Raw genomic sequence first — 26,583 nt, forward strand, 5'->3', positions numbered from 1 at the left:
CGCAAACGCCGGGCAGATCTGCCTACCAGCCACACACCTCGTGCTCATTCTCCGTATCGTAGGCGCGAACGGTATTCACCAGGTCCTTCACCACGTCAGCCGCGACGTCGGGGATTAACAGCTCCATCGGCGCTTCTGTCTCATAATCTACCGACACGCCGTTACTGTTGTTTGTAACGGTCACGGTATAGGTTGCCTTACCCATCACTTACTCCTTATGCGTATTAACCACTTTACCAATGCCCGCACCGCTGAGCGTGACGGCTGGATCGGCGAAAAAGTCGATATTAAAATAGGTATCGTCGGTCAACAGCTCAATGCGGTGCCATTTTTGCGGCGGGGAAATCCCGAAGGAACCGGCTTCAATCACCACTTCCAGGTCCGGTTCGGCAGCATCGCTATCGGCGAAGCCATAGTAACGCACCGCGCCCTGCATGACGGACAGACGACCGAAGACGCCAGCTTTCGTGTTGTGATGGGTGAAGAGCGCTTTTGGGGCGGTCTCTTTATTCCAGAACGGCGTCGAGCGGGTGTGAACAAAGTTTTCAGGAATACGTAACATAATAGTTTCCTTCATGTCGTCAGGCGCCTAAAGGGACTTAAGCACCTCTGGTTCAACAAAGAATTCAATATTGAACAACGTGTCGTCGGTCATCACTTCAATATGGTGCCATCTCTCAGGGGGGAAAACGCCGAAATGACCGGCTTCAATGACGAGTTCGCTGTCAGGCTCGGGCGTGAACTGATCGGCATAGCCAAGATAACGCACCGCGCCACGCATCACCGAAAGGCGAGGGTAAACGCCCGGGCGCGTGCCCGTATCGAGGTGACGCTTAAAAATACCGGCGGGTGCCGTCTCTTTGTTCCAGAAAGGTGTGGAACGGGTGTGAATACAACTCTGCGGAATGCGTAGCATGTTTCCTCCCTTAATAGCCTGTGCTAATTAGAACGCGTTCCGCCGGAGTAAATTTATCAAAAAGTGCATTTTTAATGCATGTTATTACCAATAGCCGTTTTGCTTCCCCCCGCGTTGTTACACAAGGTACTCAGTTGTTATTATCCATAATATTTAAGTGGTTATGATGTAACGAAAAAACTTGATCTGCGTCAACATATGCCGCATATTGCGTGCGGTTATTTTTTCGGCTCAGGTAAACAGAATGACGTTGTATCAAAAGATGTTGGTGTTTTACGCAATCATGGCCTTCATCTGCGCATTAATCACCTGGTTCCTGTCAAAAGATCGTAAGCGCATTCGCCTGCTGAGCGCCTTCCTGGTGGGTTCCACCTGGCCGATGAGCTTTCCTGTTGCGCTGTTGATCTCACTTTTCTGAAGCACGTTTCCAGATTCTAAATCAGAACATAGCATTTCAAACATAGAGACTGTATAAATAAACAGTTCGTTGTAAAGGGAGTGCTTATGAACAGTTTTTATTCGCAGCATGCCGGTTGTACTGTGCGCTGGCTCGATCTTCCCGGTTCAGGTGAGCCTGTTGTATTTATCCACGGATTAGGCTGCGCCTCTTCGTATGAGTATCCACGCATTGTCTGTGACACCCGGTTTGGAGATCGCAGAGCCATTCTGATCGATCTTCCCGGCAGCGGTTACAGTGAGAAACCTGAAAAGTACCGTTATCGCACAAGCGAGCAGGCGCAGGTGGTAGTTGAACTGTTAAACCATCTCGGCCTGGACCATTTCTGGCTCTATGGCCATAGCATGGGAGGAAGCATTGCTATTGAAACGGCAGTGCTATTACAGCCGCGCGTTAAGGGATTAATCGTTTCTGAACCCAATTTTCATGCGGGCGGTGGAATATTCAGCCGATCTATTGCGGCCCAAGCAGAACAACGGTTTCTGGAGCAGGGATATAATGAAATGCTTCGCGCAGAAACGTCGCCATGGGCTGGAAGCCTTCAAAGCAATGCCCCCTGGGCCGTTTGGCGCGGCGCAACGAGCCTGGTAGAGGGGGTAAAACCTGACTGGGAAGACAAGTTCTTGTCGTTAACCTGCCCGATAACGTTAGTTTTCGGTGAATGGTCACTTCCCGATGAAGATTTTAATCGCCTGCAACAAAAAGGCGTGGCGACAAAGATTATACCCAATGCGGGCCATTCAATGTCCTGGGAAAATCCTTCTGCGTTAGCTCAGGCTTTAGCCAACTTCTTTGATGGTAAGTGAGCGTTAGCCCGCACTTCTGCGGGCTGAGATGATTAAGGCAGCAGGGTTAATAATTTCCTGCGCGCAGCAGGCTGCACGTCGTGAGGACACTGGTAATCCACGTTCTCAATGGCGCGGGTGTAGAGCGCAACCAGCCAGTCATATACATAGGCTGTCGCCGCATGAACGGGCTGCTCGCCCAGTCGGGTGAGGCGTGGAGAGGCGCTGCTGACCACCGGGGTCACAAAAATTGGCTGTCCTTTACGGATCCGGCTTGCCGGACGCTCAGAGACCGCGGTCAGATCGTATCCCAGCCAGCCGATGAAATTGCCTGTGGCGGCGTGCAGCTGCGCAGCGCTGCTTTTATCCGTTTCCACAATACGTTGCAGCTGCAGCGGCAGGTTCAGGCGGTAGCTGGTGACGATAAGCACATCGGCAATATGCTGTAAAATCGCAGGATCCAGGCCCAGACGGGCCGCTGCCGCGTCGTTGCGGCTCCACTGACGCAGATGGTTAACCCAGACGCTATGCGCCAGCCGCGCCCTGTCTTTGGTCTGAGTCGCACCTGTGCTTTCGTGCGTCTCTTCTGCGAACAGGTCGATAACATCATTAAACAGGCCGTTGACCTGCTCCTCGCGAGGCTGGTGAACCGTCAGCAGCGTTTCAAATGCCTTTAACGGCGGAAGAAGACCGTCAAGCAGCTCACCGTGGCGGGCAGCGCTGCCTTGCAGCGTTCGCACCATTTTTTCGGCCTGAGAGCGTCTTTGATCCGGCGTCTGCGTAAGCGGCGCGAGGTACGGCTGCATCAGCGCAGACAGCTCCTGTCGCAGCAGCGATTTCAGCGCGTGGAGTCGCTTCTGCCGCTGCGCCGGCAGGGTAGCCTGCGATAGCCATTCAATCACTCTTTGCATGCTGTGGTTATCCAGCGCCTGCAGCGTCCCCCAGCGCAGTCCCGGCTGACCCAGCAGCTGCTGAACGGCTTCGTCAAGATTCTGCTTTGTGGTGAATCGCGCATCGTGAGGGGTAATGGCCCACACCAGGCCCGGCAGCGCGGACTCCTCGCCAGGCTGCGTCTCTTTTACCCAGTTTTGCAGGATCCTGGCCGTCTTCGCCGTCTGCTGGTGGCGCGCCGTCGCGTTGCAGATAACCAGCACGTCCGGCTGGAGCTGCTGGCGATAATGCTCCAGCAGCCACAGGGATTTAGCCTGGTGCATCAGCGGCGTGTTGTCGTCAGAAATGGCTGGAATATCAATAATATCCACGCTGTCCAGTACGGCACCCTCAACGGGCAGCACCAGTTCGCGGGTGAGAAACGCCAGCACGTCGACAGGAAGGCTGATGGCATTGAGCATCTCGCCATTTTCCAGAGGGTGAAGGAGCGTTTCCTGCGCTTCCGGTGCGCTTAACGCCCCAGGGGTCAGGAATCCTTCACACGGCAGACCGAAGCTGTCCATCAGCAGACTCAACGGCGCAGCAAGCGTGCCGGCATGGCTGGTTTGATGAAGCACATGGGCGAGCTTAAGCCACTGCTGGGTTAGCTCCTGCTGCTCACCCCACAGCAGAGACCAGACGCTGGCGCGGGTGCTGAGATCGAGCGACGGCACGAGCAGCGCAAACTGATACCACAGGGCATCGTCAACGTGCTGTTTTGCACCCGGTACCATGCTCTGCCAGAAACGGGCGACGGCCGCGACGTCCTGCGCCGTCATTCCCGGCACGCTCTGCGGCTGGCGCAGGGCACGCCACTGTTCAAGGCGGGCTTCGATAACGGATTTTTCAACCGGGCGGATCTGCGGGTGCAGGGTGGTTCGCGCAATGAAAAGCTGTACCAGCTCGGCTTCCGTCACCAGTGCGATCCGCAGCGGAAACGCATCATCGACGATCTCACTGGCCGTTCTGCTGAAACGAACGGCCATATTGGTCGGCGCGTTTCCGGGATTGATATGCGAGAAGTAGTCAAACGTGCGTTGACCCGGCATAACGTTCAGCCGTTCGTTGCCGTTGCCGCACAGGGACGCGAGCAGGTGCGCTTTCGCCGCCTGAGAGTGACCGTATAAGCCCACGGTGCTCTGGCTGATAAGCGCGCGATCGAGCGCCTCCTCACGCGCGCGCGCTGCGTTGAGACGCGCAAGCAGGGCATCGGCTTCGTTATCCAGCATCGGGGCGTGCTGTCGCGTCTCGTTGATCCACCCGATTAAGGCCTGAGTGGTGGCAGTCGTCGCAGTCATTTCAGGTATACGCTCCCGCTGTCGATCCAGTAGTGGCTGCCGCTGTGTCGGCGATCGGCCAGAGTATTCAGTTTAAAGGTCAGAGCATCCGGCGGCACCGGCGTACCGTCCTGTAGCCAGGCTTCGCTCAGCTCGAAGGATTCCGGACCTTCCTGCCTGTTACCGCCCCGCAGCTTCAGGCGCACGTTCAGCACGCCGTCACCCGCAATGGTTTTCGCCAGCTCGGCCGAGTTAATGCTCAGGGTATAGAGCGGCGTCGCGGGCCAGCGGGCGTTTGCCAGCTGCCGGAAGCCGAGCGTGACGTTGCCGCGCAGCGGGAAGTGCAGGCGGGCATCCAGTTTCGCGCCGGGCTTATCGAGGTCGATATCGTGATACCAGACATTCTCTTCCCGCAGGGTATTAACGGTGTTATCCAGCACCCCCAGATAGCGTACCGTGGAGTACGCGCCGATATCCGCCGCCTTAAAGTTAAAGCGCGGCAGGCGCAGATCCAGCGCAAGGCTACAGAGCATCGCGCCGACGGCGGCAGTCGATTTCGGGTTGCCGATCCGTCCCTGCTGGCTGAACGGATACCATTCATGAACCTGATACTTATCCAGCCAGACGATGCGGTTGACCGGCACCGGCTGCAGATGGCGAATCAGTGCCTGAACGCCCGGCAGGCAGCCCGGGCGACCGGTGATCAGCAAAATATCGCAACCGTAATGCGAGATGGCCTCACATACCGCATGAAGCGGGGCGGCAAGCGTGAACTGGCCCGCCAGCATGGCGTCCTGCATCTCACGGAAGTTGACGTGCAGCGGCACGCTGAACAGGTCGAATGCTTCCGAGCCAGCCGGCAACGCGTGGTCGATGGCCTGCTGGAAATAATTCATCACGTTACGCGTTGGTTTTTGCGTAAGCAGATCGCCAAAGGTGGCGTGCAGCCCGGCCAGCGGATCGTCAACGTCGCTCGTTTCCCACGCCGCAAGGATCGCGTGACCGATCGGCATAAAGAGCTGAAGCGCGGTTTGCTGACGCAGTACCGCCTGAGTATCGATCCGACCGGAGTCACCGAACAGGGATGCCATCAGCAGAGAGGCGTCGGCTAAGCCGGATTTCTGAAGCTGGGTTTGCAAGGCGGGCAGCACGTAGCGCTGGATTACGTCGAGCAGGGTATCGTCACCGGCAACCTTGAATCCTTCGCGGAACAACAGCTGCGGGGTAATTTTGACGTTATTCCCGGAGCCATCGTCCAGCTGATAGTGCGTGATGGCCATATCCGTCGTGCCGCCGCCGATATCAATCGAGGCTACGCGCAGCGCGCGTCCCGGCTGGACCCCCGGCTCTGGCGCGCGGTCCGGACGGGCGAGGGAGGCAAAAAACGCCTCGGTCTGGCCGCCGAAGCGGGAAATGGCTTCGTTATACAGCCACACCAGCTGGCCGCAGCTGGCCTCGTCCCACTCCATCTGGATCTCAGGTACCGGAACCACGCTTTTTTCCTGCTGCCTGCGGCTGGCAAAATCTTCATCCTGCGGATGCCAGCCCATCGCTTTCCAGACGATGGCGATGGCTTCGAACATGCGGCGGCGGAAGATCTCGCGCTCCTGTTTCGGCATCGCCGAAGGCAGGGTCAGGATCAGCGTGCGCAGCTGGCGGGGTGACGCCGGAAAACCGAGCCGCAAACGCGTAGCCACGCTGTTAATCTGCCCCAGCGCCTGAGCCAGCAGCTCGCAGAGCATGTGCGTCATCAGGGTGCTGCGGCTGTACTGCGGCGAGAAGACCGGCAGGCGCTCATCCGGCGGCAGGGTAAAAAGCGGTTCCCCGTCATCGTTCATCAGGTTCATCAGCGGGAACGCGGTGGCCAGCGGTTCGCGCTGGGTTTTGCCGTTCATCTGGCTGAAGCGCCAGTCCTGCACCACCGGGGTCTCATCCCACAGATAACGACGCGGGCTGGAAATTCCGCTGTTGCCTTCGGTGCCCAGACGCTGCATTGCCAGCTTACGCGCCTCATCACCCACGCGGACAATCGACGGCCAGACGAACGCATCCTCCCGGCCGCTTTCCACGGAGAAGTGCTGCTTGCCAAAACGCGCCTCCGAAAATTCGAGGCGGCTGGTAAACAGCGGCTCGTTCAGGAACTGCGGCTCGCTCAGGGAACGTACCTGGAGTTCAGCCGTCTGACGCAGGCCGTCGTTAGCGTCTCCGTGATCTTCAATAATCACGCCGCAGGTATGGGTGTTCCCCACGTCGAGGATCAGATCGACAGGAATGGCCGGGGTGCTCAGGGTGTGCGTGACAAACTTCACCTCCGGCACGGTGAGCTGTTCACCGAGCATGGAGAGCAGGTTGAGCCAGTGCGCCTGATACTCGAAGCTGCGCATGGCCTGATGCAGCTCGCGCTCGGCGCGTTTTTCAACCCCGTCAGCATACTGTGTGAAGGCTTCACGCAGCCAGCCGTCAATCCAGGTCTGGTCCAGGAAACTCTCAACTTCACTATCGCGCCAGGCGAGGGCGAAACGCGTGCCGTTCAGGATATCGTTTTCAACCGGCGACAGGGCGGAGGTTGCATGTTCCGCGATCTGGCTGTCGAGCGCGACGGTGACGCGGTGCGTATTGCCTGCGGCGTCGGGCGCGGACAGTTTGCGCACCTGCACGCGGGCCCAGTTATCCGGGCCATCTACAAACGTTCTCGGCGGGTTAAAGCGCAGGAAAGGGAGCGGCAGCCAGATGCCGTCCAGCACGGTCAGGGAATCATGCAGCGAAATCGTGCTTTCAGGCTTAACCACTTCGGGCTGTCCGCCATCGGCGGCGGGCAGGGTGTAACGGCCATTTACCAGATCAAAATTCAGGCGCAGCAGCGGGCCATTTGCCGTTTTACGCACGAACCGCCCGTTGCTGGCGGTGTCCTGCGGGGTCAGGCCAAAATCAAGAAACTGCACGCCGCTGTTAGCGATAAGCGTAACGCTCTGTTTGTAGTCGCAAAGATTAACCAGCATAGGATCAGGCACCTGCTTTCTTAAACGTCAAAGGAACGACGGTGTTGGCGTCATAACGTGCCGTGCATTCCGCCACGTCGCTGGTCCCCGCCTTGCAGGCCACTTCCGGCATCGGATAACGCGAGCCGTCGGTGCAGCGTGCGTTACCGCGCGTTTTGATCAGCAGCTCGCCGTTGCTGTGTAAACCGGAGAAGACCTCTACGCGGCACACGATGTTGTCGCCATGCACCACCCGGGCGAACCCTTTGTTGTTCTGGATCTGGTAGCGCAGCGACGGCGGCTTACCGGTGAGCGGATCCTGCACATCCAGGAACGCGCGCCAGGTGCCGTTCAGGAAGCGCGTTAACCCAGCCTTGACCTGGTTTGCCTCCATTACCATGGCATCTTTCGGGATAGCGGTAATCACCACCGGCTCCGCAGCGGGAGCCGGGGTTTTAATCTTCGGCTCCACCACCTCGGCCTGGTGCAGCGGGAGCGTCAGCTCAAGCGGCTTCACCGTTTTCACGGGCGCTGGCGCAATGGCGACCGGGGCTGGCGCGGGCGTGGCGGCCGGCGCTGCGGTCGGGGCCTGTTTCGGCCAGAGCTGCGGGGCGGCGATGGCCGCGATAGCGACGGCAGCAACCGGCAGCAGCCAGAGGGGGGAGCGACGTTTTTTTTGCGCGAGAGCAGGGGCTGGCTCTGTTGGCTCAACGTTCACGCGGGCAGGCTCTGGCGTATACAGATCATCTTCCGTGATACGTACAGCGGTGGCTTGCGCGATAAGCGGCGCATCGGCCTGCTCAAAGGTGACTACCGGCGCAGGCTCGGGTTCCGGCTCCGGCTCCTCGATTAACACCGGTGCAGGTTCAGGGATAAGCGATTCTCGCAGGCAGTCGAGCACGTCGTCCCGCGCGCTCTCGTTGAGGTTCACAAAGCCCCAGAAGCAGATTACCGGCCTGCCGTTCACCAGAAACACGAAGTTTTCACCGGGGAACTGGAAGGCTTTTGAAAGCAGAGAGCCAAACAGCTGCTGGGCGGTTTTAGGCGACTGGAGGCATTTTTTACTCAGCGATTCCACGCTGGCGAGCGTATTTTCAAGGTAGCGCAGGGCGCGATAGCGGTCATCTTCGTTCGCGGCCTTCCAGCCTGAAACGGTTCCCTCTATCGGCGAGTACCAGTCAACGCGGTCGCCGCCGTCATTGACCTGCGGGATAGCCAGGCAGTCAACGATGGCCTGCTGTTTGCGTAACCGGAGCGCTTCGCGGATTTGCAGCGCTGATTCAAAAACGGCTTGTCCGCCGCCGCCAACGGCCTGAAAATCATCCAGATTACCGCTGCGTAAAAGTGTTTTTGCCACGATTTGGTCCTGTAGACTTCTTCACGCCGTTACTTTAGCTAAACGGGAAAGCAAACAAACGGCTGAGGAGACGGCAAAAGGGACGATTTCTTGCGGCATTGATCGTGGCGGTTGTGCTTGACGAATAACGAACCTTAAGGCAAATCGCTTTCGTCATGCTGGTGCTAAAACCGGCGAAATGTTCGCCTTTAGAATAACCTGATAGTGATTCGTTATTTGTCAGGTTAAAACGGCTGTGCTGTTATTACGGTTCACTATAATAAAACCGAAAGGGTAATAACTATGTCTACAGGGAAAACATTGCTCGCGCTGGCGCTGAGCGCGCTGCTGCCGGCAAGCGCCGCATGGGCTGCAAATAATGACACCATTATCTACTGCTCCGAGGCGTCGCCAGAGTCGTTTAACCCGCAGATCGCCAGCTCTGGCCCGTCGTTTGTCGCCAGCTCGCAAACGCTGTATAACCGCCTGATAAACTTCGATCCGGTGAAAAATACGCCGGTTCCCTCGCTGGCAGAATCATGGACTATTTCACCTGACGGCAAAACCTATACCTTTACGCTGCGTAAAGGGGTGAAGTTCAACAGCAATAAGTACTTTAAGCCTACGCGTGATTTTAACGCTGATGACGTTATTTTCTCCATTATGCGTCAGAAAGACCCTAAGCATCCGTATCACAATGTTTCGCAGGGCAATTACGAATACTTTAACGACGTGGGCCTCGACAAGCTGATTCAGGAGGTGAAAAAGCTCGATGATTATCACGTCCAGTTCACGCTGAGCGAACCCAATGCGGCTTTCCTGGCCGACTGGGGGATGGACTTCGCCTCGATCCTCTCCGCCGAATACGCGGACGCCATGCTGAAAAAGGGCACGCCTGAAAACGTAGACACCTGGCCAATCGGCACCGGGCCGTACGTGCTTCAGCAATACAAGGTGGACTCGCTGATCCGCTACGTTGCCAACCCGAACTACTGGGACGGTGAGGTGCCGACCAAACACCTTATCTTCTCCATTACCCCTAACGTCGAAACGCGCCTGGCGAAGCTGCAGACTAACGAATGTCAGATTATCCCCGCGCCGTCGCCGGTGCAGTTTGATGTGATTAAGAAAAATAAAGACCTGGCGCTGCACTCGGTGGAGGCGCTGAATGTGGGTTACCTGGCGTTTAATACCGGGAAAAAGCCGTTTGATAACGTGCTGGTGCGCCAGGCGCTGAACTACGCGACCGATAAAAAAGCCATCGTCAATGCGGTCTTTATGGGGTCTGGCACGGTAGCCAAATCACCGATCCCGCCGAACATGCTCGGCTTCAATAAAGACCTTCAGGATTACGGCTACGATCCCGAGAAAGCAAAAGCGCTGCTGAAGCAGGCTGGGCTTGAAAAGGGCGCAGAAGTGACCCTGTGGTCCATGCCGGTTCAGCGCCCGTATAACCCAAATTCCCGACGCATTGCGGAGATGATCCAGGCCGACTGGGCGAAGGTGGGGGTGAAGGCAAAAATTGTGTCATACGAGTGGGGGGAATACCTCTCCGGCATGCGTAAAGGCGAGCATGACTCCGCGCTGTTCGGCTGGATGTCTGACAACGGCGACCCGGACAACTTCGCCGACGTGCTGCTGGGCTGCAACAGCATAAAAACCGGATCCAACGCCGCACGCTGGTGTGATAAGGGGTATGATGATCTGGTGCAAAAGGCCAAACTGACGAGCTCCGCGGACGAGCGCGCGAAGCTGTACGGTCAGGCCCAGGAAATTTTCTACCAGCAGGCGCCGTGGATCGCGTTAGCTAACGGCAAAACCTTCTACGCGACCCGCAGCAACGTCACGGGCTACAGCGTGAGCCTGATGGGCAGTGATTTCTCAAAGGCGAAGATAAACTGAGGTCTTGCCCGGTGGCGCTACCCTTGCCGGGCATTAACGGAGGAGTGACAATGTCACATTTAAGCGACGTGATGGCCCGCGTTGATGCTGCCATCGAAGAGAGCGTTATCGCGCACATGAATGAACTGCTGATTGAACTCAGCGACGATACCGCGCTTAGCCGTGAAGAACGCTATACCCAGCAGCAGCGCCTGCGCACCGCAATTGCGCATCATGGCAGGCAGCATAAAGAAGAGGCGGAAGCGCGCCTAGCCCACCTCACGCAGGGCGGTAGTATCCTGTAGGGTTAAAACTGGCGCCGCGCCACCAGCCAGGCGCCGACCACCAGCATCACCGCGCCGCACGCCGGGCCAACCAGCGCCCGCAGCGGTACGCCGCTGCTTCTGAGGACGTCCAGCACCAGGCCGCCTATCAGCTGGCTTGCCACCAGCACGGCGATTGTCGTCGCCGCGCCCACGTTCTGGTAGCCGCTAATGCTGGCAAAGACAAAGAATGACCCGAGCAGGCCGGGGATCAGCGTCCACCAGCGCACCGTCGACGCCAGTTCGCTAAACCCCGCCATGCCATTCTTAATCAGCAGAATGCTGACAAACAGCACAATCCCCACCAGCGAGTTAAGCAGCATGGCGATAAGAATGGTGGAGGAGGACTGCGTAATGCGCACCATTAAGGTGTTTTGCACGACCAGCCCGATGCCGGCAGCCACCAGGAACGCCAGGGTCAGCGACTGGTTCATGGGAGCACATCCGGATCGCTGCGCTCGTCGAGCTGAAGCTGCATAAAGGTTAAATCCAGCCAGCGGCCAAATTTGGTGCCTACCTGCGGCATCCTTCCGGTGGTGACGAAGCCCAGGGTTTCATGCAGATGAATCGACGCCTGATTTTGCGCCTCAATACCGGCCACCATCACATGCTTGCCGATCTGACGGGCTTCGTCGATCAGGGCCTTCATCAGCAGCCGCCCAATGCCTTTGCCCTGATGGTCGGGGTGAACGTACACCGAGTGCTCAACCGTATGGCGAAAACCGTCGAACGCCCGCCAGTCGCCGAAAGAGGCATAACCCGTTACCACGCCGTCTTCTTCACTGACCAGCACCGGATAGCCCATCAGCTTGCGCGCTTCGAACCAGGCGATACGGTTATCGGTATCAACGGTCGTATCGTTCCAGATGGCGGCAGTATGCAGCACCGCATGGTTGTAAATCTCTCCGATAGCGGCGCAATCTTCTTTTAGGGCATGACGAACGATCATGACGGGTCCTCTGGCTGTGGTGTTCACTATAGTAGTATGCATTAATTACAATATTACACATTTACCGGGTTGCATCGCCATGGCTAAGTCCCTATTTTTTTGTCATTAAAACTGCACCGGAAAACCATTCATACACTATAGTATGACGTCATGAACACGATGACAGACACTATGAATCAACGGATTAGCGCCCGGCTTCGCATTGAGCGTGAATCGCGAGGCTGGTCTTTGAGCGAGCTGGCCGAGCGGGCAGGTATTTCGCGCGCCATGATCCACAAGATTGAACGGGGCGACAGCAGCCCAACCGCAACACTGCTTGCGCGCTTTTCGGGTGCCTTTGGTATCAGCATGTCGACGCTGATTGCGCGTGCGGAAATGCAGGAGGGGAAACTGCTGCGCCTGGCTAACCAGCCCGTCTGGCGCGATCCGCAAACGCACTATCTGCGCCGGCACGTATCGCCGCGCACCGACCTGCCCATCGATCTCGTTCAGGTGGAGCTGCCCGCGGGCAGCGATGTGCCAATGCCCGCCTCCTCTTATGCCCTGGCGCGCCAGCTTATCTGGCTACAGTCCGGCGAGCTGGTGTTTCAGGAAGGGGATACCCGCCATGAAATGAAGGCCGGAGATTGCCTGGAGCTGGGGCCACCGAATGACTGCCGCTTTATCAACGAAACGGATCGGCCGTGCCTTTACCTGGTCGTACGGCTGAATCAGTCTGCCTCATAATGGTAAGGCGATCCGCAGGATAAAGTGCCAGGCTTGAATGACATTTTCAGCAGTAAGGAGCGATTAATGAGTCAATCTACCACGCAAAGCCGACGCTGGGTTCTGGCTTCCCGCCCGCACGGCGCACCGGTCGCCGATAATTTTCGCCTGGAAGAACAGCCGATCCCGACGCCCGCAGACGGGCAGGTATTGTTACGCACGGTATGGCTTTCGCTGGATCCGTACATGCGGGGGCGTATGAGCGACGCGCCGTCCTACTCTCCACCGGTTGAGATTGGCGCGGTGATGGTAGGCGGTACGGTAAGCCGCGTTGAGACGTCCCGTCATCCTGACTATAAAGAGGGTGAATGGGTACTGGGCTACTGCGGCTGGCAGGAGTATGCGCTGTCCGACGGACAAGGGCTGGTGAAGCTGGGCGATAGCCCGTCGCATCCGTCCTGGGCGCTGGGCGTTCTGGGTATGCCTGGCTTTACCGCCTACATGGGGCTGCTCGATATCGGCCAGCCACGGGAGGGGGAAACGCTGGTGGTGGCCGCCGCTACCGGGCCGGTCGGCGCAACGGTCGGGCAAATCGGTAAAATCAAAGGCTGCCGGGTCGTTGGCGTGGCCGGTGGTGAAGAGAAATGCCGTCATGCGGTCGAGGTACTGGGTTTCGACGCCTGTATCGATCACCATGCGGATGATTTTGCTGAACAGCTGGCAAGCGCCTGCCCGCAGGGCATTGACGTCTATTATGAAAACGTCGGCGGCAAGGTTTTTGACGCCGTGCTGCCGCTGCTGAATACCTCCGCACGCGTGCCGGTATGCGGTCTGGTGAGCGGCTACAATGCAACCAACCTGCCGGATGGCCCGGATCGGCTGCCGCTGTTGATGGGCACCATTCTGAAAAAACGCATCCGCATGCAGGGCTTTATCATCGCGCAGGACTACGGGCATCGTATTGACGAGTTCCAGCAGGAGATGGGGCGCTGGGTGAAGGAAGGCAAAATTCACTATCGCGAACAGGTCATCGAAGGGCTGGAAGCGGCTCCGGACGCGCTGATTGGCCTGCTTGAAGGGAAAAACTTCGGCAAGGTCGTGATACGCGTAGCGGCAGACTAAACGGTACGTCGGTTATGGCGGGCGTGGCCCGCCATAATTATTTGTGAAGATACGATATATTGTCTTTAATTAACCCATAAGCTTTGCGCGCCATCGGCCCAGCTGAGCCAGAAGTGATAAACGCAATTTTAATTGTCCTATTTATATTTTAACGCGCGCCCCTAATACCAGGCATGACGATACAGGATATATCGAACCGGTGCTGTTTTTTTAAACAGGCACTGAGAATGGCATTTTGTTTTGGCTACGGGAATTAAACATGCTTGATTTGGATCATTTAGAAAAAGCACAAAGAATCAGTCTGACTATGCAAGTTGAGATCAGTTTAAAAGGAGCGTTAATCACGGGGTCTTTAAAGCCCGGGGCTCGGCTGATCACCAAAGAGATTGCGGATAAATTAGGTACCAGCATCACACCGGTACGTGAAGCGCTGCTGCGACTGGTTTCTGCAGGAGCGTTGCAGGCCACGCCGGCGCAGGCTTTTCTGGTGCCGGAAGTCACGCTGGAACGCTATAACGAAATTAATGCCATTCGAAAACAGCTTGAACCGATGGCGGTTGCGGCGGCGTGCCAGAATATGACCGAGGCTAAGCTTGACACGCTGCGCGCGCTCTCGGATAACTTCAGCACCGCGATGCATCAGGGTAACGTCCAGAAGGCGCTGCATGCTAACCGCATCTTCCGCTTTACGCTCTATCAGTATGCCGAGATGCCGACCTTAAATTCGCTGATCGAGCAGCTCTGGGTGCGGATTGGCCCGTGCATAAACTATCTGCATGGAGAGATGAAGGAGATGCCGGCTGAGACCTATCATTACGCCGATCTGCTTTTGGCGCTTGAGAACAGGGACGTGGAGGCCAGCCGGGAAGCCATTGACCGGGCAATTGATGAAGCCAACGTCCTGCTGCAACGGCAATACTTTAGTTAAGGATCCCCGCGCGCACTTATTTCTTTATTCGAGCAGTAATATGACAAATAAATTCCCGGCGCATCAGGCAACCGGGAATAGCGTTATTCAGCGCGTTTATTACCGGCAACGCCCGTTGCCGGATAAAGTTTTACTCAAAGCGATAAGAAACTGACAGCCCTACGCCGTAATTACGGCCTGGCGCGGGCTCGTAATAGCGGTCGCGGCTGGCATTAACGATTTCGGACCCCGAGTACGTTTTATCGAACAGGTTATCGACGCGGCCAAAGATATCCATTCCCCATTTGCCATAGTTAAGCTTATAGCCGGTGTTCAGGCCGACCACGGTATAGGAGGGCGCTTTTGCGGTATTGGCATCGTTCGCCATCACATCGCTCATGTAGCGTGCATCCGCGCCGGCATACCAGCCTTCCTCCGGCTCCCAGCCAAGCGACGCGTATCCCATATTTCGGGCAATGCCCGGCATCCGGTTGCCGCTACAGTCTGCATTGTTACAGACGTTGGTACGGTAGGTCGCGTCAAGGTAGGTCCACGCCATCTTTAGCTTCCAGTTCTCTGCAAACTGCTGGTCGAGCGCGATCTCCACGCCCTGACGGCGCGTTTTACCGGCGTTTTTATAGCTGGTACGGCGTTCATTGTTGGTGTCCACCACAATCTCGTTATCGGTATCCGTGCGGAACAGCGCCGCCGTCAGAATACCGTTGCCGATGCGGGTTTTACTGCCAACCTCGTACGTATTGTTGGTGGACGGTTGCAGGTTAATGTTGAGCCCGCCTTTGTCGTCAGGGCGGTAGGAAAGTTCATTGATCGTCGGGGTCTCGAACCCGCGTCCCGCCGCAGCGTACAGATTCCATGCATCGGTCACGGCGTATTTCACCGCACCCGCCGGAAGCCATTTGTGGTAGCTGGCATCGCCGCTGTCATCGCCATTCTGCGGGGTAATGTAGCGATCGTTAGAATCGAACCAGACGGAGCTGTAACGCACGCCTGCCTCCACGGACAGCTTTTGCGTAAGCTGCCACTGGGTTTGCAGGTAAGGATCGAAGTTCCACATCAGGTTACGCTCGTCACGGCGCTTGTCGCCCTTGACGCCGTAGTCCGGCGCGCCGTTGTTCATTACAAAGTTTTCATACCCGCGGCGATTTTCACTCATGTTTTCGTAGTTCAGGCCGGTGGTGAACGTCACCGGCACCAGCAGCTCGCCGCGGTGGGTCCAGCGCGTATCGATGCCCTGATAGTGGCGCTGCATGTCAATGACGCCCCCTGAGTGGGCCGGATTGTCACGCTGAGTGGACGCCGGAATAGACTGGTACTGGGTCATTTCACGCTCGCCGGCGTACATCATCACGCTGAGGTCGTCCTGCGCACTCAGCTGACGGTCGTAGCGGATCCCGGCCTGGGTCTGCTTAATGGTTTTACGCGTGTTGAACTGATCCCCGCGCGGGGACTGGCGCGGGTTGTTCTGCCACTCCTGATAGCTCAGCCCGCCCGGATCGTTGGCCTTCATGTCCACGCTGTTAAAACTCAGCGTCAGCTTGCTGGCATCATCAATGCGAACGCCTAACTTCGCGTTGGCGAGGTTTTTTCTCGCGCCGCTGTGGTCGCGATAGCCATGGGTGGTGAAGCGGGTGGTGGATACCGCATAGTCAACATCTCCCGCCTGCGTACCGTCGCCGACCGCCCCGGTGGCCTTCATGCCGTAACGCCAGGTGCCGTAGCTGCCGTAATAGCTGCTGGCTTCGACGACGGGCGGCTGTTGGCCGGTCTGGGTATTGATGTTAATGACGCCGCCGGAGGCATTGCCGTACAGGGCGGAGAAGGGACCACGCAGCACGTCGATGCTCTCTACGCTGCTGAGATCGATGTTTGACGTCTGCCCCTGGCCGTCGGGCATGGTCGCCGGAATGCCGTCCACGTACATGCGGATCCCGCGTACGCCAAAGGTCGAGCGCGCGCCAAAGCCGCGCACCGACAGCTGCAGATCCTGCGCATAGTTCTGGCGGTTCTGGATTTGCAGGCCAGGCACGCTGCCGAGAGATTCAGAGAGATTGATGCGCGGGGCGGCATGGCGCAGATCCTCGCCCCTTACTACGCTGACCGCGGCTGGCGTATCCAGCTCGGAGACGGCCTGCGGCGTAGCGCTGACGATCAGGGTTTGTTCTTCTGCGGCCATCGCGCTCAGCGGGCCAAATACGACGGGAACGAACAGCAGCGGTAGCGATGCCCTGCGGGCAGAAATGATTTTCATGAAGTAACCGATTAAGAAAAGATTCGAACCAAATCAACTGGAACCTGTGTATATATGTTAAATCCTTTGTAAATGTTATGAAAACTATAACCGCACATTTCGTGAATGTAAGGGTCGGAAGGAAAGAAAAACTCCACATTCAACTCATTAATGATTACTATTCTCATTAAAATAACGGCAAAGCGATGACTTTGCCCGCCGGAAGCGATGTCAGCGGTAAATCTCCTCATTTAAAAAGGAATTGTTATGTCTTTACGTCATCTGTGCTCGCCGCGCCTGCGTGGGTCTCTGCTGTTGGGTTCTTTACTGATTGCCGGTACGTTCCAGGCTCATGCTGCTGAAGAGATGCTGCGCAAAGCGGTAGGCAAGGGCGCGTATGAAATGGCCGTCAGCCAGCAGGAAAACGCGCTGTGGGTTGCGACGACTCAAAGCCGCAAAACCGATAAAGGCGGCGTGGTATATCGCCTGGATCCGGTCACGCTGGACGTGACGCAGGCGATTCATAACGATCTCAAGCCGTTTGGCGCAACGATCGATAATGCCACCCAGACGCTGTGGTTTGGAAACACCGTCAACAGCGCGGTAACGGCCATTGACGCCAAAACGGGCGAGGTGAAAGGGCGCCTGGTGCTGGACGATCGCAAGCGTAGCGACACGGTGAAGCCCCTCCAGCCGCGCCAGCTGGTGGCCGATGACGCCACCAATACCGTCTACATTACCGGCATCGGCAAAGAGAGCGTGATTTGGGTGGTTGACGGCGCAACGCTGAAGCTGAAAGACACCATCACGAACACCGGCACGTTCAGCACCGGCCTGGCGCTGGATGCGCAGGCAAAACACCTGTACACCACCAATGCGGACGGCGAGCTGGTAACCATTGATACCGCAACCAACAAAATCCTCAGCCGTAAGAAGGTGCAGGACGACGGGAAAGAGCACTTCTACCTGAACCTGAGCCTGGACACTGCCGGTCAGCGCGCGTTCCTGACGGATTCTAAACAGCCAGAGGTGCTGGTGGTGAGCCTGAAAGACGGCAGCGTAATCGGGAAAGTTTCTGCGCCGGAATCATTGGCGGTGCTGTTTAACCCGGCACGCAATGAAGCCTACGTGACGCACCGCGAGGCGGGTAAGGTGAGCGTGATTGACGCCAAAACCTACAAAGTGACCAAAACCTACGATACGCCGGTTTACCCGAACAGCCTGGCGCTGTCAGCCGATGGCAAAACGCTGTACGTGACGGTGAAGCAGAAATCTACCCGTCAGCAGGAAGCGACCCAGCCTGACGACGTCATTCGTATCGCGCTGTAATGTCGTAGCGTGAGCGGCAAGCTGCCGTCTTACGATACAAAATAAAAAGGGAAGGCTTAATGCCTTCCCTTTTTTTGACGCCGTATTAGCGCGACGTCTCTTCAACCAGCGGAGCGTCCTTTTTTTCATCGTCAGGATGAACCGGCGCGGTGCTGTGAATTTCATACACGCGTTTACGTACGCCAAACCAGCCGGCAATCAGCAACACCGCCAGCAGCGGAATAGTCGCGATGGTGTAGGTACCGTTCGGGTAGTCGAACGCCATCAGCACCAGCACGCTCAGCAGGAACAGCAGGGTGAGCCATGAGGTCACCGGCGCGCCCGGCAGCTTAAAGCTGACGTCAGCCGCCTTACCTTCTTTGATCGCTTTGCGCAGACGCATCTGGCACACCACGATGAAGGCCCAGGAGGCGATGATACCCAGCGCGGCTACGTTCAGTACAATCTCAAACACCTGAGACGGCACCAGATAGTTCAGGAATACCCCGAAGACGTACACCACCAGCGTGGCCAGAATACCCGCGTATGGTACCTGCTGCTTGCTCATCTTCGACATAAACTTCGGTGCCGAGCCGCCCATGGACATGGAGCGCAGAATACGGCCCGTCGAGTACAGGCCAGAGTTCAGGCTGGAGAGCGCGGCGGTCAATACCACGATGTTCATGATGCTGCCCACGTAAGGCACGCCCAGCTTAGAGAAGAAGGTGACAAACGGGCTTTGACCCGCCTGATAGGCGTTCCACGGCAGCAGCAGCACCAGGAGCACTACGGAGCCCACGTAGAACAGGCCGATACGCCAGATCACGCTGTTAATGGCTTTAGGCACCATGGTCTGCGGATCTTTACATTCACCCGCCGCCGTACCCACCAGTTCGATGGAGGCAAAGGCAAACACCACCCCCTGAACCAGCACCAGCGCTGGCAGCAGGCCGTGCGGGAAGAAGCCGCCGTTATCGGTAATCAGATGGAAGCCCGTCGCATTGCCGTCCAGCGGTTTACCGCTGCCGAGGAAGACGGTACCGACGACCAGAAAGATGACAATGGCCAGCACTTTTACCAGCGCGAACCAGAACTCCATCTCGGCGAACCATTTCACGCCGATCATGTTCATGGTGCCGACGATCGCCAGCGCGCCAAGGGCGAACACCCACTGTGGCACATCGCCAAACGCGCCCCAGTAGTGCATGTACAGCGCGACGGCGGTGATATCAACGATACCGGTCATTGCCCAGTTAACGAAGTACATCCAGCCGGCGACGTAAGCGGCTTTTTCACCGAGAAATTCACGGGCGTAAGAGACAAAGCTGCCGCTGGAGGGACGATGGAGAACCAGCTCGCCCAGGGCACGAAGGATGAAGAAAGAGAAGATCCCGCACACCAGATAGACCAGCGCGAGGGCGGGGCCAGCCATCTGCAGACGCGCGCCTGCACCTAAAAACAGACCAGTACCGATAGCGCCGCCGATGGCGATCATCTGCACCTGACGGTTGCCCATCGCCTTGTGATAGCCCTCTTCGTGAGAGTTCAACCAGCGACGTTTCGCAGCATGATGATCGGCTGCGCTTTTATTGCTTGTTTTCATTGAGTTACCTGTTTGCCTGTCTGAACCATTAACGTGATAGTCCTGCCTGCCAGCAGCCCGAACAAACGATTGCTTCTGCGCAGACACATGCTGCCTTTCCAGTCATTCTGTGTATGGATAAGGCAAAACATGGCGAGGCATCCTACCCGCAATTGATAAGCGACGCAAAATATAACCGTGCCGAAAGTGATGCGCGTCGAAGGAAATCGTGTGGTCAGAGCAGACGGGGATCGCAACGCGCTGAATCGTGGCGTTTTTTTAGGCAAAAAGGCCGCCAAATGCCAGTTTATACATCAGGTTTATTTGATAATTACACCCAGGTAGAGATTATGAATGCCGCAGGGCTGCAATGAGTAATGCAAACGCGGTAGTGTGCTGGCGGCGGCTCGGATAATACAGATGATAACCCGTAAAAGCCGGACACCAGGCTTCAAGAACACGTACTAAGCGGCCCTTAGCAAGAGCGTCGAGAACCGCATCTTCTGGAACGTACGCCAGCCCCAGACCGTTTTCGGCGGCGTCGATGCGTTGCGGCAGGCCGTTGAGGATCAGCTGGCCGTCAACCCGCACGCGCAGCTCTCGTCCGTCCCGTTCAAATTCCCAGGCATATAATCCGCCGCGTGTGGGTAGGCGCATATTTATGCAGCGGTGTTGTTCAAGCTGCTCTGGCGTTTCCGGCACGCCGAAACGTTGCAGATAATCTGCCGACCCGACGACCGCCATTCGCATGTCTGGTGCAATACGCACCGCAATCATATCTTTCGCTACCTGATCACCCAGACGCACCCCCGCGTCAAAGCGGCCATCGACAATATCTGTCAGCCCATCGTCCACCGTGACTTCAATGCTAATGTCAGGATACTGCGCCAGAAAGGGTTTAAGCACAGGCCACAGCACCGCAGACATGGCGTGTTCCCCGGCGGTAAGGCGAATATTCCCGGCGGGTTTGTCCCGCGTATCCCGCAGCGCGGTGAGTTCCTGCTCAATTTCCAGCAGATGGGGGCTTAAGCGCATGAAGAGTTGCTCGCCGGCCTCGGTTGGGGCCACGCTGCGGGTGGTGCGGGTCAACAAACGTACTTCCAGCCTCGCTTCCAGATTGCGCATCGCGTGGCTGAGTGCCGACTGTGATACTCCCAGCTGCGCAGCGGCACGGGTAAAGCTGCGCTCCCGGGCGACGACCATAAAGGAGAGCAGATCGTTTAAATTTTCTTTTAGCATAGCGGCGTATCCAATTTATGAATTGAATTCATGGTTCCTTTCTGATTATGCACTCTAATGCTCACAGCGGCTTTACGCTACCGTTAACACAACAGCAAACGAGGAGTAAATCATGAAAATTATTCGTAGCGGTTCGCTACCTTCCGTTAAGGGGCCAGACGCCTGGTTCACCGGCAACGTGCGCATCGATGCGCCTTTCCAGGCGACTGAACCGGCAAAAGTTGGCGGCGCGAACGTCACTTTTGAGCCCGGCGCACGTACCGCCTGGCATACGCATCCACTTGGACAAACGCTGATCGTGACGCAGGGACGCGGCTGGTTACAGGAGTGGGGCAAAGAGGCGGAACCGCTGAATCAGGGGGATATCGCCTGGATCCCACCCGGCGTGAAGCACTGGCACGGCGCAAGCGTGCAGACAGCGATGACCCATATCGCCATCGCGGAAGCGGTCGACGGGAGTCCGGTGGCGTGGCTGGAGAAGGTCACCGACGAGCAGTATCCGGACGCTTAGCCTGGCGTTTCGTAAACAAATTTTTAACGTTATGATTCGATCCGTTTACTTTAGCATTTGCAGGTGGAACGGTGAAAATCAATATCATAGGCACCAGCGGAAGTGGGAAAAGTACCCTTGGCAGGCGAATCGCTGAGGCGCTGGCCATCCCTTACATTGAGATGGACAGGCTTTACTGGCGAGCGAACTGGCAGGGAACCCCGGATGATGAGTTTCTCGCAACGCTGGAAAAGGCGCTCGCCGCCTCGCCTGACTGGGTCCTGGACGGGAATTACAACCGCACGCGCGACGTAAAGTGGCGCGACGTTGATCTGGTGGTGTGGATAGATCGTGGGTTTAGCCGCACGCTCTGGCAGGCGGTGACGCGCGCCTTCAGACGCGCCTGGCACAAACAGGAGCTCTGGCCCGGCACGGGGAACCGTGAAAGCTTTCGTCGATCGTTCTTTAGCAAGGACTCGATTATCATCTGGACGATCAAAACCTGGCGCAGCAACCGCAAACGCTATGAAGCGGATATGCAAAACCCGCAGTACGCGCACATTCGCTTTCTCCGCATTACCCGACGGCGGGAAGCGGAAGCACTCATTACTTCGCTCCAGTCAGGCCGATGACGGATCCGCTATTCCCGTTTTCCGGCAATTCAAATGTAAATTAATTGTTTCTCAGAGGTGAAATCCGCCTTTAATAATGACGACATGTTAAGTCAAACGAGAACGCAACATGTCATGGCGAATCAGCATTCTGGATAAAAGCCCCGTCGCAGAACACGAAACCGCCGCCGATGCGCTGGCGCGTACCTTAACGCTGGCGCAGCTGGCGGAGACTCTGGGCTACCACCGCTTCTGGATTGCCGAACACCACAATACCCCGGCGCTTGCCAGCCCCTCGCCGGAGCTGCTGATTGCCTGGATCCTCGGGCAAACAAAGCGTATTCGCGTGGGCTCAGGCGGCGTCATGCTGCAACATTACAGCCCCTATAAAGTCGCCGAAAATTTTAACGTACTGGCCGCCCTTGCGCCGGGCCGGGTTGATCTGGGGGTCGGTAAAGCGCCCGGCGGTCTGCCGCTCTCGACCCGTGCCTTGCAGCACGGCCTTAATCCGCAGGAGAAAGGCAGCTTCGCGGAACAACTGACGCAGCTCGAACGGTGGATCCGCCCTGAAAATCAGGCAGCGGAGGAGACGGTTCGCGCCACGCCTCTGCCTCCGGTGCCTGCGCAAGGCTTTCTGCTGGGCGCCAGCACCGAAAGCGCGCTGCTGGCGGCCTCGCTCGACTGGCATTTTGTCTTTGCCGCCCACCTGAACGGTGACCCGGAACTGCTGCGCGAGGTCGTCACGGCCTGGCGTCAACACAGCGTCCGGGAGGTGATGGTGGCCGTGCAGGTCATTGTTGCCCCAACCCAGTCAGAGGCCGACGCTCTGGCGCAGAAGGTTGAAGTGTGGGGCGTGGAGCTGGCAAACGGGCAACGCGTCACCGTGGCCAGCGAAGAACAGGCCTACGCCTTTGCGCGGCAGGCGGGCAGCGAACCGGTGCGCATCGCGCGTCGGGCGCAGTCTCTGCTGGCCGGAACGGCGGCATCGGTGCTTGAACGGCTTAACGCGCTGCATCAGCAGTGGGGGATTGACGAATTTATCATCGACACGCCGGTAGCTGATGGCGCAACGCGCGTGCAGTCCCTGCGGCTGCTGGCCGAGGCGCGTCTTAACAGGGAGGTTACCGTATGAGCTTTTGCGAACAGCTGATTGCCTGGCGCCGTGAGCTGCACCAGAACCCTGAACTGTCCGGTCAGGAGGTCGAAACAACGGCTCGCCTGCGCAAGTGGCTGACGGCGGCCGGGATTGCTCCGCTGGATTACGATCTTCAGACCGGGCTGGTTGCGGAGATCGGCGCGGGCAATGCACTGGTTGCGCTGCGCGCCGATATCGACGCGTTACCCATCGATGAGCGCAGCGGGGTGCCGTTTACCTCCAGACGTGCGGGAGTGATGCACGCCTGCGGTCACGACGTTCACACCAGCGTGATCCTCGGCGCCGCGTTAAAGCTGAAGGAGCGGGAAACCTCGCTCAACGGCCGCGTGCGGATCCTGTTCCAGCCTGCGGAAGAAAATTTCGGCGGAGCGAAAAGCATGGTGCGTGCCGGGGCGTTACGCGACGTGCGCGCGATTTTCGGGATGCATAACGAGCCTTCACTGCCGGTTGGTGAATTTGCCACGCGCGGCGGTCCGTTTTATGCCAACGTCGATCGCTTCGTTATTCATATTACCGGTAAAGGCGCGCATGCCGCTCGCCCCCATGAAGGCAACGACGCCATCGTGCTGGCAAGCCAGCTGGTGACCGCGCTGCAAAGCGTGGCCAGCCGTAACGTCAACACGCTGGATTCGGTCGTACTAAGCGTGACGCGCATCGCCGGGGGGAATACCTGGAACGTGCTGCCGGAAAGCGTTGAGCTGGAGGGCACGCTGCGCACGCACCGCACGGAAGTGCAGCAGAACGTGAAGGCGCGCGTCGGTGAAATCGCCGCCGGATTTGCCAGCGCCTTTAGCGCGCAGATCAACATCACCTGGTACGCCGGGCCAGCCGCGCTGGTTAACGACGAGCGCTGGGCCGCGTTTGCCGCCTCGGTCGCGCGCGAGGCGGGGTATGAGACCCGGCATGCTGAATTGCACATGGGTGGGGAAGATTTTGCGGTCTATCTGCAAAACATTCCCGGCGCGTTTGTCAGCATTGGCAGCAACAGCCCGTTTGGTTTACACCATCCGGCATTTAACCCGGACGAAGCACTAATCGAACCCGCTGCCCGCTATTTTGCACAGCTCGCGGAAAAAGCCCTGCAACACGTTTAATTTATTTGAGGTGAATATGTCTGCAAATCGTCAATTGCGGCTGGGTACCATTTTGCATGGTGCATCCGGAAATATGTCCGCCTGGCGTCATCCGGCGGCGGTCGCGGATGCCAGCATTAATTTTGATTTCGTTAAAGAAACGGCATTAAAAGCGGAAGAGGGCAAGCTCGACTTTATTTTTGTGGCCGACGGTCTTTATATTAACGAGAAATCCATTCCGCATTTTTTAAACCGCTTTGAGCCGCTGACGGTTTTGTCCGCGCTGGCAAGCGTTACCTCGCGCCTGGGGCTGGTCGGCACGTTGTCCACCTCCTACAGCGAGCCTTTCACCGTGGCGCGCCAGTTTGCCAGCCTCGATCACCTGAGCAACGGCCGCGCGGGCTGGAACGTTGTGACCTCACCGCTGGAAGGGTCAGCGAAAAACTTCTCCCGCGACAAACATCCTGAGCATGCGCTGCGCTACCGCATTGCCGATGAGTATCTCGACGTGGTCAAAGGGTTATGGGATTCCTGGGAAGGGGATGCCTTTATCCGCAATAAGGAGAGCGGACAGTTTTTCGACGCGTCAAAACTGCATACCCTGGATCACCACGGGGATTTCTTCCGGGTTTCCGGCCCGCTGAACATTGGCCGCACGCCGCAGGGGCGTCCGATTGTCTTTCAGGCCGGCGCGTCGGATGACGGTAAAAAGCTGGCGGCGAAACACGCCGACGCCATCTTTACCCACCATGAAACGCTGGAAGAAGCCCGGGCCTTTTACCGCGATGTTAAACAGCAGCTGGAAAGTCACGGTCGCCGCGCAGGGGATTTACATATATTCCAGGGCGTCAGCGTGATTGTCGGAAACGACGCCGATGACGTTGAAAACCAGTATCAAACCACGGCGGCGCTGGTCTCCATTCATGATGCGCTGAACTATCTCGGACGTTATTTCGAGCATCACGACTTCAGCCAGTATCCCCTCGACGCGCCGTTCCCGGATATTGGCGATTTAGGCAAAAACAGCTTCCGCAGCACCACCGATGAAATCAAGCGTAACGCCCGTGAGCGCAACTTAACTCTGCGTCAGGTCGCGCTGGAAGCCGCATCGCCGCGCCCGCGTTTTTCCGGCACGCCGGAGCAGGTGGCCGATGGATTACAGGCCTGGTTCGAGGAGAAGGCGGCTGACGGCTTCATTATTCAGGGCGGTACGCCGGACACCTTTGCGCGCTTTGTCGACCAGGTGGTGCCCGTTTTACAGGCGCGCGGCCTTTTCCGCAGCGAGTATCCCGGCACCACGCTGCGCGAAAGCCTGGGCTTAGACGAACCCAAAAATCAGTTCACACAACAATAAAAGAGAAAAACGCTATGCAGAAATCATCGCTTATTCTGGCGCTTGCGCTGGCCTTTACCCCTGCCGTCTGGGCAGAGAACGTCAATATTAACGGCACCGGCGTGAGCATTGAGGTGAATAAAACGCCGATCCATACCGCCAAAAACAGCGATGCGATCGCGCAGTTGCCGAAAGACTACCGCTTTGCCGTGCCGGGGAAATTTACCGTGGCGGTGGCGGGACTGAATCAGCCGCCGCTGACGGTCTTTTCCGACGACAACAAAACTCTGCTTGGGAGTGAGGTCGACATTGCGCGCCTGGTGGCGGACAGCCTCGGGCTCGAGCTCAACGTAGTGCCCACCTCCTGGGAGGACTGGCCGCTGGGGGTTGCATCCGGGAAATACGACGCGGCGATCAGCAATATCACCGTCACCAAAGCGCGCAAGGAGAAGTTCGACTTCGCCACCTACCGCAAGGATTCCCTTGGCTTTTACGTGAAATCCACCAGCCCGATCGCGTCGCTGCAGAAGGCGGAAGATATCGCCGGGCTGCGCATCATCGTCGGCTCCGGCACCAACCAGGAGGCGATCCTGCTGGCGTGGAACGAAGCGAACCTGAAAAAAGGGCTTAAGCCGTTTATCCCGGTCTACACCAAAGACGATGCGGCGCAAACCCTCGCGCTACAGTCAGGCCGCGCTGACGCCTATTTTGGCCCGAACGTGATCGGCGCCTGGAAAGCGGCGCTGAACGGTAAAACCAGGCTGGTCGGCAGCGTCGACGGCGGCTGGCCGAAGGCGGCGCATATCGCGGTGACGCTGAAAAAAGGGAGCGGCCTGGTTGAACCGGTTCAAACGGCGCTTAACGGCGTAATTAAGAACGGAGATTACGACAACGTGCTGAACCGCTGGGGGGAAGGCGTTGAGCGTATCCCCCATTCCGAAGTTAACCCGGCTGGTCTGGGCGATTAAGGAGGCGCT

Annotated in this window: 23 protein-coding genes and 1 pseudogene; 13 read left to right on the forward strand and 11 right to left on the reverse strand. The window is 57.5% G+C overall.

Annotation, left to right across the window (positions count from 1 at the left end; all coding sequences use genetic code 11):
* Positions 1 to 22: 22 nt before the first annotated feature.
* From MOQ06_RS09905 to MOQ06_RS09915, 3 genes are read right to left on the reverse strand one after another with little or no spacing between them, the layout of a single operon-like run.
* The gene (locus tag MOQ06_RS09905; protein WP_003856955.1) at positions 23 to 205 is read right to left on the reverse strand and encodes a DUF1869 domain-containing protein; all 183 of its coding nucleotides are present in this window, start codon (positions 203 to 205) and stop codon (positions 23 to 25) included.
* Positions 206 to 208: 3 nt separating this feature from the next.
* Positions 209 to 562, reverse strand: coding sequence for a DUF1971 domain-containing protein (locus MOQ06_RS09910; RefSeq protein ID WP_176610237.1), 354 nt, complete (start codon positions 560 to 562; stop codon positions 209 to 211).
* Positions 563 to 589: 27 nt separating this feature from the next.
* Positions 590 to 916, reverse strand: coding sequence for a DUF1971 domain-containing protein (locus MOQ06_RS09915; RefSeq protein ID WP_148419755.1), 327 nt, complete (start codon positions 914 to 916; stop codon positions 590 to 592).
* A 244-nt stretch (positions 917 to 1,160) separates the two neighbouring features.
* On the opposite strand from MOQ06_RS09915, the gene MOQ06_RS09920 reads away from it, so the two are divergent.
* Entirely contained in the window at positions 1,161 to 1,334 is a 174-nt protein-coding gene (locus MOQ06_RS09920; RefSeq protein ID WP_148419756.1) for a GhoT/OrtT family toxin, read from the forward strand.
* An 86-nt stretch (positions 1,335 to 1,420) separates the two neighbouring features.
* Entirely contained in the window at positions 1,421 to 2,179 is a 759-nt protein-coding gene (locus MOQ06_RS09925) for an alpha/beta hydrolase (protein WP_176610238.1), read from the forward strand.
* Between the two features lie 32 nt (positions 2,180 to 2,211).
* Here MOQ06_RS09925 and MOQ06_RS09930 read toward each other — a convergent pair whose 3' ends face one another.
* Genes MOQ06_RS09930 through MOQ06_RS09940 form a run of 3 tightly spaced genes read right to left on the reverse strand, consistent with a single transcriptional unit; the run spans position 2,212 to position 8,700 of the window.
* Positions 2,212 to 4,386, reverse strand: a complete 2,175-nt coding sequence (locus tag MOQ06_RS09930) for a virulence factor SrfC family protein (protein WP_176610239.1) — start codon at positions 4,384 to 4,386, stop codon at positions 2,212 to 2,214.
* Positions 4,383 to 7,364, reverse strand: a complete 2,982-nt coding sequence (locus tag MOQ06_RS09935) for a virulence factor SrfB (RefSeq protein WP_242172630.1) — start codon at positions 7,362 to 7,364, stop codon at positions 4,383 to 4,385. Before MOQ06_RS09935 ends, MOQ06_RS09930 begins: the two co-directional genes overlap by 4 nt.
* A 4-nt stretch (positions 7,365 to 7,368) precedes the next feature.
* Complete coding sequence (locus MOQ06_RS09940; protein ID WP_242172632.1) at positions 7,369 to 8,700, reverse strand: SrfA family protein; 1,332 nt, start codon at positions 8,698 to 8,700, stop codon at positions 7,369 to 7,371.
* 282 nt (positions 8,701 to 8,982) lie between these two features.
* Here MOQ06_RS09940 and MOQ06_RS09945 point away from each other — a divergent pair, with 282 nt between their 5' ends.
* Both MOQ06_RS09945 and MOQ06_RS09950 read left to right on the forward strand, forming a co-directional pair.
* On the forward strand, positions 8,983 to 10,581 hold the full coding sequence (locus MOQ06_RS09945) for an ABC transporter substrate-binding protein (RefSeq protein WP_242172634.1): 1,599 nt from the start codon (positions 8,983 to 8,985) through the stop codon (positions 10,579 to 10,581).
* A 50-nt stretch (positions 10,582 to 10,631) separates the two neighbouring features.
* The gene (locus MOQ06_RS09950; RefSeq protein WP_242172636.1) at positions 10,632 to 10,865 is read left to right on the forward strand and encodes a YdcY family protein; all 234 of its coding nucleotides are present in this window, start codon (positions 10,632 to 10,634) and stop codon (positions 10,863 to 10,865) included.
* Positions 10,866 to 10,867: 2 nt separating this feature from the next.
* Here the strand turns inward: MOQ06_RS09950 and MOQ06_RS09955 are convergent, their stop codons facing one another.
* Both MOQ06_RS09955 and MOQ06_RS09960 read right to left on the reverse strand, forming a co-directional pair.
* The gene (locus MOQ06_RS09955) at positions 10,868 to 11,317 is read right to left on the reverse strand and encodes a DMT family transporter (RefSeq protein WP_148419762.1); all 450 of its coding nucleotides are present in this window, start codon (positions 11,315 to 11,317) and stop codon (positions 10,868 to 10,870) included.
* Positions 11,314 to 11,832: a GNAT family N-acetyltransferase gene (locus MOQ06_RS09960; protein ID WP_148419763.1), complete on the reverse strand. Its 519-nt coding sequence runs from the start codon at positions 11,830 to 11,832 to the stop codon at positions 11,314 to 11,316. The genes MOQ06_RS09955 and MOQ06_RS09960 overlap by 4 nt, the downstream gene beginning before the upstream one ends.
* Positions 11,833 to 11,982: 150 nt before the next feature.
* On the opposite strand from MOQ06_RS09960, the gene MOQ06_RS09965 reads away from it, so the two are divergent.
* The 3 genes from MOQ06_RS09965 to MOQ06_RS09975 all read left to right on the forward strand — a co-directional run bounded on the left by MOQ06_RS09965 (position 11,983) and on the right by MOQ06_RS09975 (position 14,587).
* Positions 11,983 to 12,558 (forward strand): helix-turn-helix domain-containing protein, encoded by a 576-nt coding sequence (locus MOQ06_RS09965; RefSeq protein ID WP_148419764.1) that lies wholly within the window; start codon positions 11,983 to 11,985, stop codon positions 12,556 to 12,558.
* Positions 12,559 to 12,624: 66 nt separating this feature from the next.
* Complete coding sequence (locus MOQ06_RS09970) at positions 12,625 to 13,659, forward strand: NADP-dependent oxidoreductase (RefSeq protein ID WP_242172638.1); 1,035 nt, start codon at positions 12,625 to 12,627, stop codon at positions 13,657 to 13,659.
* A gap of 259 nt (positions 13,660 to 13,918) precedes the next feature.
* Positions 13,919 to 14,587, forward strand: a complete 669-nt coding sequence (locus MOQ06_RS09975) for a GntR family transcriptional regulator (protein ID WP_242172640.1) — start codon at positions 13,919 to 13,921, stop codon at positions 14,585 to 14,587.
* Positions 14,588 to 14,717: 130 nt separating this feature from the next.
* Here MOQ06_RS09975 and pqqU read toward each other — a convergent pair whose 3' ends face one another.
* On the reverse strand, positions 14,718 to 16,835 hold the full coding sequence (gene pqqU, locus MOQ06_RS09980) for a TonB-dependent receptor PqqU (RefSeq protein WP_242172642.1): 2,118 nt from the start codon (positions 16,833 to 16,835) through the stop codon (positions 14,718 to 14,720).
* A 246-nt stretch (positions 16,836 to 17,081) separates the two neighbouring features.
* On the opposite strand from pqqU, the gene MOQ06_RS09985 reads away from it, so the two are divergent.
* Entirely contained in the window at positions 17,082 to 18,143 is a 1,062-nt protein-coding gene (locus MOQ06_RS09985; RefSeq protein WP_242172644.1) for a YncE family protein, read from the forward strand.
* Positions 18,144 to 18,228: 85 nt separating this feature from the next.
* On the opposite strand, the gene ansP is transcribed toward MOQ06_RS09985, so the two are convergent.
* Entirely contained in the window at positions 18,229 to 19,725 is a 1,497-nt protein-coding gene (ansP, locus tag MOQ06_RS09990) for an L-asparagine permease (RefSeq protein ID WP_148419769.1), read from the reverse strand.
* A gap of 327 nt (positions 19,726 to 20,052) precedes the next feature.
* Positions 20,053 to 20,943: a LysR family transcriptional regulator gene (locus MOQ06_RS09995; RefSeq protein WP_242172647.1), complete on the reverse strand. Its 891-nt coding sequence runs from the start codon at positions 20,941 to 20,943 to the stop codon at positions 20,053 to 20,055.
* Between the two features lie 112 nt (positions 20,944 to 21,055).
* On the opposite strand from MOQ06_RS09995, the gene MOQ06_RS10000 reads away from it, so the two are divergent.
* The 5 genes and pseudogenes from MOQ06_RS10000 to MOQ06_RS10020 all read left to right on the forward strand — a co-directional run bounded on the left by MOQ06_RS10000 (position 21,056) and on the right by MOQ06_RS10020 (position 26,574).
* Positions 21,056 to 21,454, forward strand: a complete 399-nt coding sequence (locus MOQ06_RS10000) for a cupin domain-containing protein (RefSeq protein ID WP_242172650.1) — start codon at positions 21,056 to 21,058, stop codon at positions 21,452 to 21,454.
* Between the two features lie 71 nt (positions 21,455 to 21,525).
* Entirely contained in the window at positions 21,526 to 22,065 is a 540-nt protein-coding gene (locus tag MOQ06_RS10005; protein WP_242172653.1) for a shikimate kinase, read from the forward strand.
* A 109-nt stretch (positions 22,066 to 22,174) separates the two neighbouring features.
* Complete coding sequence (locus tag MOQ06_RS10010) at positions 22,175 to 23,176, forward strand: LLM class flavin-dependent oxidoreductase (protein ID WP_176610249.1); 1,002 nt, start codon at positions 22,175 to 22,177, stop codon at positions 23,174 to 23,176.
* Complete coding sequence (locus tag MOQ06_RS10015) at positions 23,173 to 24,294, forward strand: amidohydrolase (protein ID WP_242172657.1); 1,122 nt, start codon at positions 23,173 to 23,175, stop codon at positions 24,292 to 24,294. The genes MOQ06_RS10010 and MOQ06_RS10015 overlap by 4 nt, the downstream gene beginning before the upstream one ends.
* Positions 24,295 to 24,310: 16 nt before the next feature.
* Positions 24,311 to 26,574, forward strand: a pseudogene (locus MOQ06_RS10020) (NtaA/DmoA family FMN-dependent monooxygenase).
* Positions 26,575 to 26,583 lie beyond the last annotated feature (9 nt).

This window comes from Enterobacter sp. I4 (genome assembly GCF_022669095.1).
GTDB lineage: Bacteria > Pseudomonadota > Gammaproteobacteria > Enterobacterales > Enterobacteriaceae > Enterobacter > Enterobacter pasteurii.